This window comes from Loigolactobacillus zhaoyuanensis, from assembly GCF_003946385.1.
In the GTDB taxonomy this organism is placed as follows: domain Bacteria; phylum Bacillota; class Bacilli; order Lactobacillales; family Lactobacillaceae; genus Loigolactobacillus; species Loigolactobacillus zhaoyuanensis.
In genome coordinates, this window is record NZ_RHOE01000004.1 from 1 (window position 1) to 17539 (window position 17539).

The following is a 17539-nucleotide window of genomic DNA, read 5'->3' on the forward strand; positions in this document are numbered from 1 at the left end:
AGTTCATGGGTCTTCATATCCTTTCAAATGACGCTGTAGTGGGTGAAATTTGTGTATGGGGCCTGTGGGCTTTTTTTATTTTACACAAAAATCCTGTTAATAGATTACCACGTTGGTCAATCTATCAACAGGAAAAAGTATAGAGCCAAAATATCTGCCGTGACAAGCGGATGCTTTTTAAGCTGGGTTGTGCTATCATTTTTAATAAAGAATTGACGATTTTATAAGGACATTTATGGAAATTATTCAGCTAATTGTTGATCAATAAAATCAGCGGTTGGGTAACTAATTAATAAATTAATAGCGATAAAAGCGGTAGTATAATTTATTGAAAAGGAGCACGCTTTTGACAGAAGAACAAGTCGTTAAAGTATTCCGTGTTAGTAGTCCGGAACAGGCAGTCAGTTTAATGGGCAATCAGGATAAAAACTTGGCGTTATTGGAAGATGGACTTCAAGTGACGTTAAATGCGTTCGGTAACGAAATTAAAATCACCGGCACTAGCGCAGCAACTAGTCAAACTTATGCTGTTTTGACTAATTTGCTACAGCTGCTGGGTCAAGGGATCGCCGTTAGCGCAGAAGATGTGGTCAGTGCTATTAAAATGGCTACTCGTGGGACCTTAGAGTATTTTCAAGATCTATACGCAACGGAATTGATTAAAAATCGGCGGGGCAAGCCGATTCGGGTCAAGAACTTTGGTCAGCGACAATACGTGCAGGCAGCCCAGCATAATGATGTTACTTTTGGTATTGGTCCAGCCGGCACTGGGAAAACTTATTTAGCGGTGGTTATGGCCGTTGCCGCATTAAAAAGCGGTACCGTTGAAAAAATAATTTTAACCCGGCCAGCAGTTGAAGCTGGGGAAAGCCTAGGTTTTCTACCTGGTGATCTAAAAGAAAAGGTTGATCCTTATTTGCGCCCCATATATGACGCGTTATACGATATTTTAGGTGCTGAGCATACCACACGGTTGATGGATCGCGGTGTTATTGAAATTGCGCCATTGGCTTACATGCGGGGACGGACGTTGGATAATGCTTTTGTCATTTTAGATGAAGCACAAAATACAACGCCAGCACAAATGAAAATGTTTCTGACTCGGCTTGGTTTTGGCTCAAAAATGATTGTTAATGGCGATATTACGCAAATTGATCTTCCTCGTAGCGCAAATAGCGGTTTGGTGCAGGCGCAGCGTATTTTGCAGGACATTGATCATATTACCTTTGTCAGTTTTAGTGCCGCTGATGTGGTACGGCACCCGGTTGTTGCCAGTATCATTGCGGCTTATGATCAGCAAAGTCGGTAAGCACAATATTATTTTGAAGGGTAGGAAGTCGCGTGGATTTAGAAATATTTGACCATACGGAAGCAGCATCACCAGAACATTTGAAGCTGATTCAAGACGTATTAGAATTTGCCGGTAACTATATGAAATTACCAGCTGACACGGAAATGTCAGTCACATTAATGCATAATGACGAAATTCATCAGATCAATAAGGAGTACCGCGATACTGATCGAGCAACGGATGTGATCAGTTTTGCCATTGAAGAAGACCCTGATGATCAGGATGTTATTATTATGCCGGAAGAAATGCACGTTCCGCGGAACATCGGCGATTTAATGGTTTCAGTTGATAAAGCGCAAGAGCAGGCTGACGATTATGGGCATTCTTTTGAACGTGAATTAGGCTTTTTGGTGGTGCATGGCTTCTTACATTTGAATGGCTATGATCATATGCGTTCACCAGAAGCAGAAAAAGAAATGTTCGCGTTGCAACGCGAAATATTAGATGCGTATGGCCTTAAAAGATAAACAAACCACTAAGAATCGTAATCTACTGCAGAGTGTGCGGCATGCGTTCATGGGTTTTATAGTGGTTGCACGGCTCGAACGCAATATGCGTTGGCATTTATTGGCCGGTTTATTAGCACTGGGTTGCGGCTGGTGGCTACAATTAGCACAAAATGAATGGTTATGGCTCTGCTTAGCTATTTTTTTGGTCATTCAAAGTGAAATTGCGAATACGGTCGTTGAAAACGTAGTTGATCTACTGACAGCCCGCCACTATGACTTGGCAGCTAAATACGCTAAGGATATGGCTGCAGCAGCAGTTTTATTTGCAGCATTATTTGCCATATTGGTGGGACTGATCATCTTCTTACCTAAGCTGCTACAGTTACTGTAAGGAACCCATCCGTCGCAAGAATAAGTGCTTCAGTAACGAAACTATCCCTTAAATATGAACAGGAGCCTGTCCGTCTTGCCAGCTTGCTGGCTTAGAACGGACTACTCCACATTAGTAGAAAATTATTAGCTAAGTACGCTAATAATCTTTGATGTTTCGGGCGATGTCTATTCTTGTGGCAAAGTGCATGCCGCAAGAACCATAGCAAGGACATCCGTCGCGAAAATAAGCGTTTCGGAAACGAAACTATCCTTAAACATGAACAGGAGTTAACAAATGAGTGAAGAACAAGCAGCATTCCATTCTGGCTTTGTCGCCATTGTTGGTCGGCCCAATGTGGGTAAATCGACCTTTTTAAACCGCGTTGTCGGTCAAAAAGTCGCAATTATGTCTAACAAGGCACAGACGACCCGTAATAAGATCCAAGGTATCTATACCACTGAACAAAGCCAGATCGTTTTTATTGATACACCTGGTATTCACAAACCGCAAAATAAATTAGATGAATTCATGATGAGTTCTGCAACCTCAGCTTTAAATGAGGTCGATGCCGTATTATTTATGGTTAGCGCACATGAACATATGGGTCCTGGCGATACTTTCATCATTGATCAATTAAAGCGGGTCAAACAGCCCGTTTATTTAGTCGTCAACAAAATTGATACGGTGCATCCCAATGAATTACCAGCGTTTGTTGAACAGTATCAAGCAGAAATGGATTTTGCTAAAGTCTTTCCGATTTCTGCATTAGAAGGTAACAATGTTGATGAACTATTGGCTACTTTAAACCAAAACTTGCCAGAAGGTCCGCAATATTATCCGGATGATCAAATTACGGATCATCCCGAATATTTTGTGGTGTCGGAACTGATCCGAGAAAAAATATTACAATTAACTCGTGATGAAGTTCCGCATTCTGTTGCGGTTAATGTAGAACGGATGCGGCGCAATGATCAGGATAAATTAAAAGTCGAAGCAACGATCATTGTCGAACGCGAGGGCCAAAAAGGCATTATCATCGGCAAAGGCGGTAAAATGCTTAAAGAAATTGGTACCCGTGCCCGCTTAGATATTGAACACCTATTAGGTGATAAAGTTTATTTGCAGCTCTGGGTCAAAATTGATAAAAATTGGCGTGATAATCAACGCTATTTAACTGAATTAGGCTATCAGAAAAAGAATTATTAAAATAGTCGTGGGAGGTTGCGTTGGCACAACGAGAAATTACTGATTTTAATGGTATTGTCATGCTGCGCAAGGACTATCGCGAACGTGACATGCTGGTTAAAATTCTAACCAACCGTTTTGGCAAAAAAATGTTTTTTATTCGTGGTGCGCGTAAGCGTGGGTTCCGCTTGGCAGCGGCTATTTTACCGTTTACCCATGGAACATTCGTTGGCGATGTTCGAATGGATGGATTGTCTTTTGTTAACACGGCTAAGGAATACCGGCAGTGGCAGTCGATCAGTCAAGATATCACCTTAAACGCTTATGCAACCTATATTTTAAGTTTAATTGATGCTGCATTTCCGGATGGTCAGCCGTTAGAAGGTTGGTACGAGCAAACCTTATTAGCATTGCGTTATATTGATGACGGTTTTGATCCACAAATCATTACTAATATTATGGAAGTGCAGTTATTGCGAATCTTCGGTGTGGCACCGCACTTAGAAAGTTGTGTGGTGTGCCAGCGGAATGATTTACCGTTTGATTATTCGCAAAGCTACGGTGGTTTATTATGTCAGCAACATTGGCAGCTTGATCATTATCGGTTTCACGCCAGTGCACGCGCCATTTACCTATTGCGGTTATTTTCGGTGCTTGACCTACACAAACTAAATTCGATCACAGTTAAGCCAGCGACTAAAAAAGAATTACGGCAAATGCTAGATTTAATTTATCAGGATAGTGTTGGTTTATCGTTAAAAAGTAAACATTTTATTGATGAAATGGCTAATTGGGATGATCTGCTGAAACCATGATTGACAACTTTCTGGAAAAGCCGTAAAATCTGTATCAGTGAATGAAGACAGAACGGTGTTAAACAATACTTTAAGCGAGCCCGTGGTAGTGTGAGTCGGGTAAGGAATTGTTTAGCGTGGCACTCTCGAGTTCGAAATAAAACATAATTAAGTGTTAGTGGCAGTATGTCACTAGAACTAGGGTGGAACCGCGCACAAGCGTCCCTATGTCGTGTTTATTGCGACATAGGGACTTTTTACTGTTTTCAGTTAAATAAAGAGTGGAGGATTCATGATGAGTCAAAAATTAAATATTCAAGAAATGATTTTGACCTTGCAACATTATTGGAGTAAACAAGGTTGTATGTTGATGGAAGCTTACGATACGGAAAAAGGTGCTGGTACCATGAGCCCTTATACATTTTTACGAGCAATTGGACCAGAACCGTGGAACGCCGCTTATGTCGAACCTTCGCGGCGGCCAGCTGATGGTCGTTACGGTGAAAACCCCAACCGTTTGTATCAACATCATCAATTCCAGGTGGTCATGAAGCCTTCACCTGCTAATATTCAGGAATTATATCTGGGTAGTTTGCGGGAATTGGGTATTGAACCATTGGAACATGATATTCGTTTTGTGGAAGATAACTGGGAAAATCCGTCAATGGGCTGTGCCGGTGTTGGTTGGGAAGTTTGGCTTGATGGCATGGAAGTGACTCAATTCACTTATTTCCAAGTGGTTGGCGGCTTAAACGTTAAACCCGTTACTTCCGAAATCACTTACGGGATCGAACGTTTAGCTTCATATATTCAGGATGTGAACAATGTATTCGATCTTGAATGGGGTGACGGCGTTAAATATGGTGAAATCTTCAAAGAACCAGAGTACGAGCATTCTAAGTATTCGTTTGAAGAAAGCAATCAAGAAATGTTACTGGAACTATTTGATATGTATGAGCGTGAAGCGAAAAAACAAATTGAAAATGGTTTGGTTCACCCGGCCTATGACTATATCTTGAAGTGTAGTCATACCTTTAATCTGTTGGATGCGCGTGGGGCCGTTAGTGTGACGGAGCGTGCCGGCTACTTAGCCCGTATTCGTAATATGGCTCGTTCAGTTGCGCGTGCTTTCGTTGCTGAACGGGAAAAGTTAGGTTTTCCGTTATTAAAAGATGCGGCTAAAAAGGAGGAGGCATAACCATGAGTCAAACATTCTTATTAGAAATTGGATTAGAAGAAATTCCGGCGCATGTAGTGACGCCAAGTCGGCAACAATTAGTTAAACGCACGGCGGATTTTTTAAAGGCACAACGCTTAACTTATGGTGAGATCAAGTCATTTGCGACGCCGCGACGTTTAGCCGTTTTATTGACTGATGTTGCAGCTAAGCAAGAAGATGTCAAAGAAGAACTCCGTGGGCCAGCCAAACGAATTGCACAAGATAGCGAAGGCAATTGGACCAAGGCGGCACAAGGTTTTGTCCGCGGCCAAGGTTTGACAACGGCTGATATTACCTTTAAGCAGCAAAAAGGTGAAGATTATGTCTTCGTTAATAAATTCATTCCCGGAAAGTCGGCGGCTGAAGTTTTGAGCGGGATGGCTGAAGTTATCACCAGCATGACTTTCCCAACTAACATGCATTGGGGCGACTATGATTTTGAGTATATTCGGCCGATCCACTGGTTAGTTGCATTACTAGATCAAGCCATTGTGCCATTGCAGGTGCTGAATATTACCAGTGGTCGAACAACGCAAGGTCATCGTTTCTTAGGCCAGCCAGTTGATTTAGCTCAAGCTACTGACTATGAAGTAGCTTTGGCGGAACAATTTGTGATCGTGGATCCAGCAAAGCGCAAAGCTGAAATTAAGCAACAAATTATGACTTTGGCAGAACAAAATAATTGGGTAGTCGAACTTGATGCTGACTTATTGGAAGAGGTCAATAATTTAGTTGAATACCCAACTGCTTTTTCTGGCCGTTTTGACCCTAAGTATTTAAACATGCCAGATGAAGTTTTGATTACTTCGATGAAAGATCATCAGCGCTTCTTCTACGCGCGTGATCAAGCTGGCAAGCTATTACCGCTTTTCATTTCAGTTCGTAATGGTAATCGTGACTACTTGGACAATGTGATCAGTGGGAACGAAAAAGTACTGACGGCACGGCTGGAAGATGCACAATTCTTCTATAATGAAGATCAACAACAAACAATTGCTGCTTATGTGGAGCGCTTAAAGAAAGTCACGTTCCATGAAAAAATTGGTACAATGTATGAAAAAATGCAACGAGTACAGCTTATTGGCCAACTTTTAGGTAAAAACATTGGTTTAGCAGCTGATGAACTTGCCGATTTACAACGAGCTAGTGAAATTTATAAATTTGATCTCATGACCGGTATGGTCGGCGAATTTCCTGAATTACAGGGGACCATGGGCGAAAAATATGCCTTGTTACAAGGTGAAAAGCCAGCTGTAGCTACGGCTATCCGTGAACACTACCAACCAATTTCAGCGGATGGTGTACTGCCACAAACTAAGGTGGGCGCAGTTTTGGCGGTTGCCGATAAATTTGACAGTATCACCAGCTTCTTTGCGGTTGGCCTAATTCCAAATGGTTCTAACGATCCTTATGCGTTACGGCGGCAAGCGGCGGGAATCGTCCGCATCATTAAAGCTGAAAATTGGCACTTGGATATCACTGCTTTGCAACAACAAAGTAGTCAAGTGTTGGCTGAACATAAGGCGACCTTTGGCCTAGACCTAGCGACTAATAGTAGTCAATTCCAACAGTTTATCAATGAACGGATGCGCCAATGGTTTGGCCAGCATAAAGTTCGCTACGATATTGTTGATGCAGTCCTAGCTAGTCATGAAAATGATTTACAGCAGATGTTTGCGGCAGCTAAAGTATTGAAGCAACGTAAAGATACACCTGACTTTAAGGCGACAATAGAGGCTTTGACACGTGTTTTACGTTTAAGTGAAAAAGCTGATTTTGCTGACCAAAAGCAACTGACCGTTGATCCGACACTATTTGAAAACGATGCTGAAAAAATGCTTTATACCGCTGTTGAAGAAGTTCGTACCCAAGTGGCTCAACGCACGATTGCGGAGAACTTCGAAGCGTTAGAACAACTACGGCCTCTGATCGCCGCTTATTTTGATGCTACCATGGTTATGGTAGATGATACTGCAGTTCGTAATAATCGCTTGCAGCAGTTAGTGATCTTAGCGCGCTTAATTTTCAGTATTGCTGATCTGAATCAATTGATCGTTAAGTAAAGTTTTCCGGTGCTTTTGGTCGTGCAAACCGGTTGCTGGTTAGGCCAAATTGTGCTATAGTAAATGAAGTATTTTTGTGCTCGTTAAGACTCAGAAAAGTCGCACTCAATTTGGGTGCGACTTTTCGAAGCTTATGGCTTGAGAGTAAGGTGAGTGAGTTGGCAACTAGAATCCCAGAAGATGTTGTGGAACAAATCCGCGGTGCTGTTAATATCACTGATGTGGTGGGACAATATGTCCAGTTAAAGAAGTCCGGACGTAATTTATTTGGTTTATGTCCGTTTCATGAAGAGCGAACACCGTCATTTTCGGTTACAGAAGATAAACAGATTTTTCATTGTTTTAGTTGTGGTCGTGGTGGTAATGTTTTTAAGTTTATCATGGAAGTGGAGAGCTTATCTTTTCCGGAGGCAGTAACGCGAGTTGCCGAATTAGGTCATGTTGATATTGATCTAGCTGGCTATGACACACAGTCCCATAATGAACCAGCTCCAAATTCACAGCAACAACAATTACGTCAACTTTATCAAGATGCGGCGGCCCTGTTTCATCATATTTTATTAAATACCAAACTTGGTGAGACGGCATTAGCTTATACACAGCAACGTCAATTATCGGCAGAATTATTAGCAACGTTTGATATTGGTTACGCACCGAATGAACGCGATTTATTGACGCGCTTTTTTGCTGAAAAAAAGGTTGATTTTAATTTATTGCGTCATTCGGGTTTGTTTATTGAAAATAATGATGGTACCTTGCGTGACCGCTTTTTTGATCGAGTAATGTTTCCAATTAAAGATGCTCAAGGTAACGTGATCGCTTTTTCAGGGCGAGCGTTAACTAAGCGCGAGGGTCAACCGAAGTATTTAAATAGTCCCGAAACTGAATTGTTTAATAAACGCGATGTTTTATTTAATTTTGATGTGGCTAAGGCTGAGATTCGTAAAGCTAAGCAAGTTATTTTGTTTGAAGGTTTCATGGATGTGATTGCGGCTTATCGAGCGGGAATCACATATGGTGTTGCTTCAATGGGAACTAGCTTAACTAACGAACAGCTATATTTATTGCAGCGAACCACAGATCATTTAGTTGTTTGTTACGATGGTGATCTGCCTGGTCTGAAGGCAACTGATCGCGTGATTGAATTATTGCATAGTGATCCACGGTTTCAATTAAGTATCGTGACCTTACCGGAACAACTTGATCCAGATGAGTACGTTAATAAATATGGCGCCGAACGTTTTCAACAAATCATCAATGGCAGTATGGAAACGGCGGTCGGGTTCCGATTACGTTATTTAAAGCAAGGACGTAATTTAGATAACGAGCAGGACAAGTTAACTTACATTGATGCTGCATTGCACGAACTGGTCAATGTGAGTTCAGCTGTCGAACGTGATATTTATTTAAATCGGTTAAGTGAATCACTGCAGGTAACCTATGAAGCGTTAGCGACCCAATTACAAGATTATTTGGTTGATGCAACGACAACGCGGCGTTCAGCGCCGCAGCCACGGCGCGAAACAGCACCAATGACGCCGCAAGTTCATCAACAGCAGACTAAGCTGACCAGGACGCAACGAGCAGAACGTGGCTTACTGAATTTATATTTTAAGGCTGCCGATGTGCGGATCGCGTTAAATGAACAGGCTGATTTTCAATTTGTTCATGAAGCTTATCAGGCGATTTATCAGTTAGCAATTGCCTACTTTGCGAAACACGATCAGTTTGTGATCGCACAATTTATGGATCAGGTCACTGACAATCAGTTGCAAAGTTTGGTCATTGCAATCGATCAACAGGCGTTTGATGAAGCGACAGTAACGGATCAGTTTCAAGATTATCTGCATGCATTACAGCAGGCTGGCTTAGAGCGGCAGTTGGATGCGGCGCAAGCTCAGTTACAGGAAGCAAGCCGTAGCGGCGATAGTGCTAGTTCATTAAATGCTGTGCAAACGATCATTCGTTTAAAACGGCAAATGCAGCCTACGATTAATACGGATATGGTATAACCATTGCTTATTTTTGAATTCGCTATGCTTTCGAAAAAGTAGGCGAATGAATTAATAATTATAGTGAGATTGAAATAGGGAGGCCGATCTAATGGCAAAAGAGATTGTGAAGAGCGGAGACAAGAAACTAGAAACGGCACTCAAAGCACTCATCAAAGAATATAAGCCTGAAAAACAGATTCAGGAAGATAAGCTAACCGATACGATCGTCACACCGTTTAGTTTGCAATCAGATGCGATTGAAAAAGTTATTCAGCGGATTGAAGATCAAGGTATCAGCGTAGTTGATGAACATGGTGAACCTTCACAACAAAGTTTGAAAAAAGAAAAGAAAGTTTCTAAAAAAGCTTTGCAAGATATGTCTGCGCCCGCCGGAATCAAAATTAATGACCCGGTTCGGATGTATTTAAAAGAAATTGGTCGTGTATCTTTATTGACGGCTGATGAAGAAGTTGCGTTAGCATTGAAGATCGAACAAAATGATGGCGAAGCTAAGCAACGTTTGGCTGAAGCCAACTTGCGTTTAGTTGTTTCAATTGCTAAACGGTATGTTGGTCGTGGAATGCAATTCTTGGATTTAATTCAAGAAGGTAATATGGGTTTGATGAAGGCTGTCGAAAAATTTGATTACCGTAAAGGATTCAAATTCTCCACTTATGCAACATGGTGGATTCGTCAGGCAATCACTCGTGCAATTGCTGATCAGGCACGAACGATTCGTATTCCAGTGCACATGGTCGAGACCATTAATAAATTGATTCGGATCCAGCGTCAATTATTGCAGGATTTAGGTCGCGAACCAACACCGGAAGAAATCGGTGCCGAAATGGATATGCCGACGGATAAGGTCCGCGAAATTCTGAAAATTGCCCAAGAGCCTGTTTCGTTGGAAACACCAATTGGTGAAGAGGACGATTCACATTTAGGCGACTTTATTGAAGACCAAGATGCGACTAGTCCAGCTGACCATGCTGCTTACGAATTGCTAAAGGAACAGTTAGAAAGTGTTTTGGACACACTAACTGATCGTGAGGAAAACGTTTTGCGGTTACGTTTTGGTCTAGATGATGGCCGGACGCGGACTTTGGAAGAAGTTGGTAAAGTCTTCGGTGTTACGCGTGAACGAATTCGTCAGATCGAAGCTAAAGCCTTGCGTAAATTACGCCATCCAAGTCGATCTAAACAATTAAAAGATTTCTTAGAATAGTATTTTGTGATCTAGCAATCGTCGAGTTATGGCGATTGCTTTTTTGTTTAGAAAAAGTAGGATATTCGGGGCATTAATTTAACTAAATCGTCAGTTTTTATAGCTATTAACACGCTTACAGAAATAATTAATAATTAAATTGGTATCGCTATATTTTAAATGATGCATGGGGCTGTTACAATAGAGTCAGATGGCAACATATTTGTAATATAGTTATGTTTTAATTTAGCGAACTACGCGAATAAACCAACATAATTGTGAAGTAGAACCATGTTTCAACTTGGCGAATTTTGCCGTAGTTGAATGGATACTGTCACTCGTTTTGAGGGACAGTATTGGCAAGTATTAATTGCTGATGCTTTTTTGCAAAGTAATTGCTTGCTCCCCGTTGTCGATTAGACTAAGCCAAAGTGTGGCAAGTCTAAGTCGCATCGTCCGTAACATAAAAGTTTATTAGCGAACTACGCGAATAAACCAACATAATTGTGAAGTAGAGGATTTGAATGTTGTGAATAAAAATCATTTAACAAAGCGTTTAGCAGCAATAGCAGCGTGTGTCCCAAATGGTGCCCGCGTAGCAGACATCGGTTCGGATCATGCCATGGTACCCATCAATCTAGTGACCAGTGGAAAAGTTGATTATGCCGTTGCTGGCGAAGTGATCGCTGGTCCGTTTGCTCGGGCACAAAATGCAGTGGTCGCCGCTGGTTTAGCACCTAAAATTCGGGTGCGTTTGGCGGATGGCTTGGCGGCTATTCGCGCAATGGATCAGATCGATACAGTGGTGATCGCTGGTATGGGTGGTATCTTGATCCGCGATATTTTGGCTCGGGGACAGCAAGAATTAAAAACTGTTAAACGACTGGTCTTAGAGCCAAATGTACAAGAGGATGTTGTGCGTACTTGGTTAGCTGAGCAACAATTCGCAATTATCCAAGAAAAAATTTTGCGCGAAGATCAGCATACTTATGAAATAATTGTCGCTGAACGTCAAGCGCAACCAGTGAAGTACACGGAGCTACAGGTGAAGTTTGGCCCGTGTCTGGTACAGGAGAAAGCACCTGTTTTTCAAGGAAAATGGCAGCATCGCTTAGTTACGAATCAACGTATTTTAGCTAATCTTGAACAAGCCCAAAATCCACCCCAACAAAAAATAACGACTTTACGGACTGAGAACCAACAGATTGAGGAGGTGCTACATGGTTAGAGTGAAGGATTTTATTCGCCGATTCGAGCAATTTGCACCGCAGTACTTAGCGGAAAGTGGCGATCCGGTTGGCATGCAACTTGGATCAACGGAACAAACGATTCATCGAGTATTAGTAACCTTAGATGTGCGGCCAGAGGTCGTGAAGGAGGCAATCGCTAAAAAAATCGATTTTATCTTTGCCCATCATCCCGTTATTTTTCGCCCAGCCAAAAACTTAGTCACAGATGATCCCCAAAATGCGATGTATGCAGAACTGTTGCGCCACCATATCGCGGTCTACGCGGCGCACACTAATTTAGATAGTGCTAACGGTGGGATGAACGATTGGCTGGCCCAGCAATTACAGTTAAAAAATGTTCAGATTTTACAGCCTAATTATCAACGTAAAATAAAAAAATTAGCAACTTATGTTCCAGAAGCAAATGCAAACGGGATGCGTCAGGCGCTGGCTGCTGCCGGTGCCGGTCAACTAGGTGATTACTCGGCAGCTAGCTTTAGCTATGCTGGTACCGGCCGCTTTACGCCGAATGCCGGCGCAAAGCCGTTTATTGGCCAGGTTGATCAAGCTGAGGCAGTTGCTGAAACCAAAGTCGAAGTTGTCTTTCCTGAAGCGCTGACTAACGCTGTCTTAGCAGCAATGTTTCAGACACATCCATATGAAGAACCGGCTTATGATTTATTTACCTTAGATAATGCTAGTGGTGAACAGTTTGGTATCGGTCGGGTGGGTGAGCCGCAACAGGCAATGACGATTCGTGAATTTGCTAAATTTACCCAAGACGCTTTTGCCGTTCAAGGGTTACGCTTAGTGACCCAGCATCCTGATGAACTGGTTAAGCGTGTTGCAGTACTTGGTGGCGATGGCGGTAAATTTTATCCGGCAGTTTTACAGCAGCAAGCAAATGTTTTTGTGACCGGTGACGTTTATTACCACACTGCACATGATATGTTAGCTGCCGGATTGTCAGCAATCGATCCTGGTCATCATATTGAAAGTATTGTTAAGACCAAGGCAGTCCCTTTATTTCAAGAATGGGCACGGGTAGCCGGTTGGAATGATGTCACTTTTATGGCTTCAGCGTTGAGCACGGACCCGTTTACGTTTATCGTTTAGGTTCGTACGTTAAAATGATTTTGTGACTTAATTGAGTTTGAATGACAAAAAAATTAACTTTTTAGATGGAGGTAAATTAAATGGCAACTTATACAACTTTAGTTCCACGTTTTTTACGTTATGTGAAAGTAAATACTCGTTCTAACCCCGACTCAACCACAGTACCATCGGCGCCTAGCTTGGTGACATTTGCCAAAAATTTAGCAGAAGAAATGCGTACAATTGGTCTACAGGATGTCCATTATCTTGAATCAAATGGTTATGTGATCGGAACACTACCGAGTAACTTGGATCGTGTCGTGCCAGTTATTGGCTTTTTAGCTCATTTTGATACAGCCGATTTTAATGTTGAAGGAATCGATCCACAAATCGTCAACGACTATGACGGTAAGTCAGAAATCAAATTGGATCCAGCCGGAAAATATACGTTGAATACAACGGATTTCCCATTCTTAGCAAATTATGCTGGACATACGCTGATCACAACTGATGGCAGCACATTATTGGGTGGTGATAATAAGGCTGGTGTCGCTGAGATTATGACGGCAATGGAGTATTTAGCTCAACATCCAGAGATTAAGCATGGTGAACTACGCGTCGGCTTTGGTCCTGATGAAGAAATTGGTACCGGTGCCGATCGTTTTGATGTTGCTGACTTTAATGCCGCCTTTGCCTATACGATCGATGGTGGTGAGGAAGGTCAATTGGAATTTGAAACTTTCAATGCTGCAGCAATGAAGGTCCACATTCAAGGTAAAAACGTTCATACCGCAACCGCTAAAGGTGTAATGGTCAACGCGTTACAGTTGGCCGTCGATTTTCAAAATGGCTTACCTCAAGCAGAAGTACCAGAAAAAACGGATGGTCTGCAAGGATTTTTCCACTTGTATCAATTAAATGGTACTGTAGAAGAAGCAGAAATGTTGTACATTATCCGTGATTTTGAACGCGATGGTTTAGCAGCACGTAAGGAACAGGCTAAAGCGTTGGCTGCTAAGTTAAACCAGCAGCTGGGTATGGAACGATTCACCTTAGATATTTCTGATCAGTATTACAACATGGGCGAAGTCTTGAAAAAAGACATGACCAGCGTTGACCTAGCTAAAAAAGCGCTGGAAAATATGGATATCAAGCCATTGATCGAACCCATTCGTGGCGGAACAGATGGTTCAAAAATTTCATTCATGGGCCTGCCGACCCCTAATTTATTTGCCGGTCCGGAAAACATGCACGGTCGCTATGAATTTGTTTCTGAACAGGTAATGGCTAATGCGGTTGGCGTTATTTTAGAAATTTCACGGTTGAATAGTCAAAAATAATTCAGTCTTGAGTCTGAGGCAGGTTAAGCGGAAATCATGCTAGTATAAAAGGGTCGATTGATTAGTCAAAGATAGTCAAAATTCTTGAACGAAACATTTGTTCGCGCTATAATTTGGTTATCAAATAGTTAAAGAATTGGTCGACAGTGTAAATCTGTCGACCTTTTATTAACAATTTTATTGTCAGGAGGTTATATTTTGAATCCAGAAAAATTAACACAAGCTGTCCAAGATGCTTTAGCTGAGGCACAACAGATCGCAGTAACACGTAAACACCAAGAAATTGATATTGCTCATTTGTTTAAATTTTTAGTACAACCTGGGCAATTAGGGCGAAAAATTTATGAAAAAGTTGGCGTGGATCTTAGCCAATTTGAAGCGCGCATCGATCAATTGTTAGACGAGGCACCAGCGGTTGAAGGCAATGTGCAGTATGGTCAGAGCATGAGCCAGAATCTAGCTAAATTATTACAGGCCGCTGATCAGATCCGAATCAGTTTTGATGATGATTTTATTGCCACTGAGAGTGTGATTTTAGCGTTGATGACTTTGAAATATCAGCCTTTGACGCAATTCTTAACTCAAGCTGGAATTACCGAAAAAAAATTAAAGGCAACAATTGTTGAAATGCGGGCAGGTGAGCGTGTGACTTCAAAAAATCAAGAAGAACAATATCAAGCGTTGGAGAAATATGGTATTGATTTAGTTAAAGCAGTCCGGACTGGTGACCAGGATCCAATTATCGGCCGCGATGAAGAAATTCGTAATGTGATTCGGATCTTGTCGCGGAAAACAAAAAATAATCCAGTTCTAATTGGCGAACCTGGGGTTGGTAAAACAGCAATCGTTGAAGGCTTAGCCCAGCGGATCGTTAATAAAGATGTGCCTGATAACTTAAAGGATAAAACGATTTTTAGTTTGGATATGGGCGCTTTAATTGCTGGTGCTAAGTACCGTGGTGAGTTTGAAGAACGGCTCAAAGGCGTGCTTAAGGCGGTCAAGAAAAGTGACGGGCAAATTATTCTCTTTATTGACGAGATCCATAATATTGTTGGTGCTGGTAAAACTGAAGGTAGTATGGACGCCGGCAACCTATTAAAACCCATGCTAGCCCGTGGAGAACTACATTTGATCGGTGCGACAACGTTGGATGAGTATCGGCAATATATGGAAAAAGATAAGGCGTTAGAACGACGTTTCCAGCGGATCTTGATTCAAGAACCCACAGTTGAAGATACGATCAGCATCCTTCGTGGATTAAAAGAACGCTTCGAGATTTTTCATGGTGTCCGGATCCATGATAATGCTTTGGTCGCAGCGGCTACGTTATCCGATCGCTATATCACTGATCGCTTTTTACCGGATAAAGCGATCGACTTGGTTGATGAAGCCAGTGCTAATATCAATGTAGAGATGAATTCACAGCCGACTGAACTGGATCAAGTCACGCGGCGGCTAATGCAGATGGAAATCGAAGAAGCCGCATTAAAAAAAGAAACGGATACAGTTTCAAAGAAAAGATTAGCCGAATTACAAGGTGAGTTAAGCAACTTACGTGAGGAAGCTAATAATTTAAAAATGCAGTGGGAAGCTGAAAAAGAAGATATAACGGCGGTCAACGCCAAAAAGTCTGAGTTAGATAAAGCCAAACGCGAATTACAGGATGCGCAAGGAAATTATGATCTAGAAACAGCGGCCCGGCTCCAGCACGGAACGATCCCTGAACTAGAGAAACAATTGGCTGATTTAGAGCAACAAGATCGTCCTGACGACTGGTTAGTCCAAGAATCAGTTACCGCAGATGAAATTGCTGCAGTAGTTGGCCGTGAAACCGGAATTCCAGTTGCCAAATTAGTGCAGGGCGAGCGCCAAAAGTTGTTACATTTAGGTGATAGCTTGCATCAACGGGTAGTTGGTCAAGATCAAGCAGTAACTGCTGTGACCGATGCCGTTTTACGGTCACGTGCCGGGTTACAAGATCCTAATCAACCACTAGGATCGTTCTTATTCTTAGGACCAACTGGGGTCGGTAAAACTGAACTAGCTAAAGCATTAGCTGAAAACTTGTTTGATTCTGAATCACATTTAGTTCGAATCGATATGAGTGAGTATATGGAAAAGAGTTCAGTTTCACGTTTGGTCGGTGCGGCACCTGGTTATGTCGGTTATGAAGAAGGTGGCCAACTAACCGAAGCGGTTCGACGTAATCCATATTCAATCGTTTTACTTGATGAAGTGGAGAAAGCCCATCCCGATGTTTTTAATATTCTATTGCAAGTTTTAGATGATGGTCGCTTAACCGATGGTCAGGGACGCACCGTTGATTTTAAGAATACGATTATTATCATGACCTCTAACTTAGGTTCAGAAATTCTGTTAGCTGGCGTTGATGACAATGGGCAGATTTCTAATGCAAGTCAAGAACAAGTTCAGCAGTTGATCCAAACTAAGTTTAAGCCAGAATTTCTTAATCGAATCGACGATATTATCATGTTCACACCGTTAAGCTTAAGCGATGTTCAGGAAATTGTGGTGAAGTTGTTGCAACAACTTGGTCAGCGCCTGACTGATCAAGAAATCACCTTGACGATTTCGGATAGTGCTAAGGAATGGTTGGCAGAAAAGGGGTATGATCCAGCCTTTGGGGCACGACCATTGCGGCGCTTTATTACGCGTGAAGTCGAGACCCCATTGGCTAAAGAAATCATTGCCGGCCGTGTCGCACCACACACAACAATCAATATTAATTTGTTAAATGATCAGTTAGTTTTTGAAAATAACAGTGTAGGTACTGAAAAAAACGAATAAAATAAAAAAAGACCGGAAATATCCCGGTCTTTTTTTATTTATTAGTTGCAGTTTTTGTGCCTAAAACATGTGGTAAAATGCATACGATCAATCCGAAAATTGCCGAGATGATTGCCACAGTAACTGGACTGTAAGACAATGAAGTTACGGCAGAACCGATGTAACCAACTAGTTGTCCTAAGATTAAAGCCCAGATTACGACGATGATTTCTTTCATGCCGCCACCTCTTTCTACTTGATGATTCTAGCATAATTTACGTTTAAGTGAAAGACGAATTTCGATTTGATCAAAGCGGCGGTGACATTAATATCATTGCTAAATTGCACAATCAATTAGGGGAACTTGTTTTCGTTTGGTATTATAATTATAGTGCAACATATTTTGTGAAGTGGTGCCATGTTTTAACCTGGCGATCTTCATTTTGAAGTAGAAAG

General features: G+C 41.9%; 14 protein-coding genes. 13 read left to right on the forward strand and 1 reads right to left on the reverse strand.

From position 1 onward, the window contains the following. Window positions 1–346 precede the first annotated feature (346 nt). The 13 genes from EKM76_RS01405 (at window position 347) to clpB (ending at window position 17104) form a co-directional block, all read left to right on the forward strand. Window positions 347–1309 carry a PhoH family protein gene (locus tag EKM76_RS01405; RefSeq protein WP_125548888.1) on the forward strand — a complete coding sequence of 321 codons (963 nt, stop codon included), beginning with the start codon at window positions 347–349 and terminating at the stop codon, window positions 1307–1309. 32 nt (window positions 1310–1341) lie between these two features. Then, the gene (gene ybeY / locus EKM76_RS01410) at window positions 1342–1818 is read left to right on the forward strand and encodes an rRNA maturation RNase YbeY (protein ID WP_125548889.1); all 477 of its coding nucleotides are present in this window, start codon (window positions 1342–1344) and stop codon (window positions 1816–1818) included. Next, a complete protein-coding gene (locus EKM76_RS01415; protein ID WP_125548890.1) occupies window positions 1802–2191 on the forward strand; it encodes a diacylglycerol kinase family protein in 390 nt (129 codons plus the stop codon). Before ybeY ends, EKM76_RS01415 begins: the two co-directional genes overlap by 17 nt. Window positions 2192–2467: 276 nt before the next feature. Further along, window positions 2468–3379, forward strand: a complete 912-nt coding sequence (era, locus tag EKM76_RS01420; protein ID WP_125548891.1) for a GTPase Era — start codon at window positions 2468–2470, stop codon at window positions 3377–3379. A 20-nt stretch (window positions 3380–3399) separates the two neighbouring features. Beyond that, on the forward strand, window positions 3400–4173 hold the full coding sequence (recO, locus tag EKM76_RS01425; RefSeq protein ID WP_125548892.1) for a DNA repair protein RecO: 774 nt from the start codon (window positions 3400–3402) through the stop codon (window positions 4171–4173). 274 nt (window positions 4174–4447) lie between these two features. Then, window positions 4448–5350 (forward strand): glycine--tRNA ligase subunit alpha, encoded by a 903-nt coding sequence (gene glyQ, locus EKM76_RS01430; protein ID WP_125548893.1) that lies wholly within the window; start codon window positions 4448–4450, stop codon window positions 5348–5350. Between the two features lie 2 nt (window positions 5351–5352). Then, window positions 5353–7434 carry a glycine--tRNA ligase subunit beta gene (gene glyS / locus EKM76_RS01435; protein ID WP_125548894.1) on the forward strand — a complete coding sequence of 694 codons (2082 nt, stop codon included), beginning with the start codon at window positions 5353–5355 and terminating at the stop codon, window positions 7432–7434. A gap of 158 nt (window positions 7435–7592) precedes the next feature. Then, window positions 7593–9446 carry a DNA primase gene (gene dnaG / locus EKM76_RS01440; protein ID WP_125548895.1) on the forward strand — a complete coding sequence of 618 codons (1854 nt, stop codon included), beginning with the start codon at window positions 7593–7595 and terminating at the stop codon, window positions 9444–9446. Between the two features lie 91 nt (window positions 9447–9537). Beyond that, a complete protein-coding gene (rpoD, locus tag EKM76_RS01445; RefSeq protein ID WP_125548896.1) occupies window positions 9538–10653 on the forward strand; it encodes an RNA polymerase sigma factor RpoD in 1116 nt (371 codons plus the stop codon). Window positions 10654–11161: 508 nt separating this feature from the next. Continuing rightward, window positions 11162–11860 (forward strand): tRNA (adenine(22)-N(1))-methyltransferase, encoded by a 699-nt coding sequence (locus EKM76_RS01450; protein WP_125548897.1) that lies wholly within the window; start codon window positions 11162–11164, stop codon window positions 11858–11860. Further along, window positions 11853–12977 (forward strand): Nif3-like dinuclear metal center hexameric protein, encoded by a 1125-nt coding sequence (locus tag EKM76_RS01455; protein ID WP_125548898.1) that lies wholly within the window; start codon window positions 11853–11855, stop codon window positions 12975–12977. Before EKM76_RS01450 ends, EKM76_RS01455 begins: the two co-directional genes overlap by 8 nt. A gap of 80 nt (window positions 12978–13057) precedes the next feature. Then, window positions 13058–14296, forward strand: a complete 1239-nt coding sequence (gene pepT, locus EKM76_RS01460) for a peptidase T (protein ID WP_125548899.1) — start codon at window positions 13058–13060, stop codon at window positions 14294–14296. Window positions 14297–14494: 198 nt separating this feature from the next. Further along, window positions 14495–17104 (forward strand): ATP-dependent chaperone ClpB, encoded by a 2610-nt coding sequence (gene clpB, locus EKM76_RS01465; protein WP_125548900.1) that lies wholly within the window; start codon window positions 14495–14497, stop codon window positions 17102–17104. A gap of 34 nt (window positions 17105–17138) precedes the next feature. Here the strand turns inward: clpB and EKM76_RS01470 are convergent, their stop codons facing one another. Then, entirely contained in the window at window positions 17139–17321 is a 183-nt protein-coding gene (locus EKM76_RS01470) for a YjzD family protein (RefSeq protein WP_125548901.1), read from the reverse strand. Between the last annotated feature and the right edge of the window lie 218 nt (window positions 17322–17539).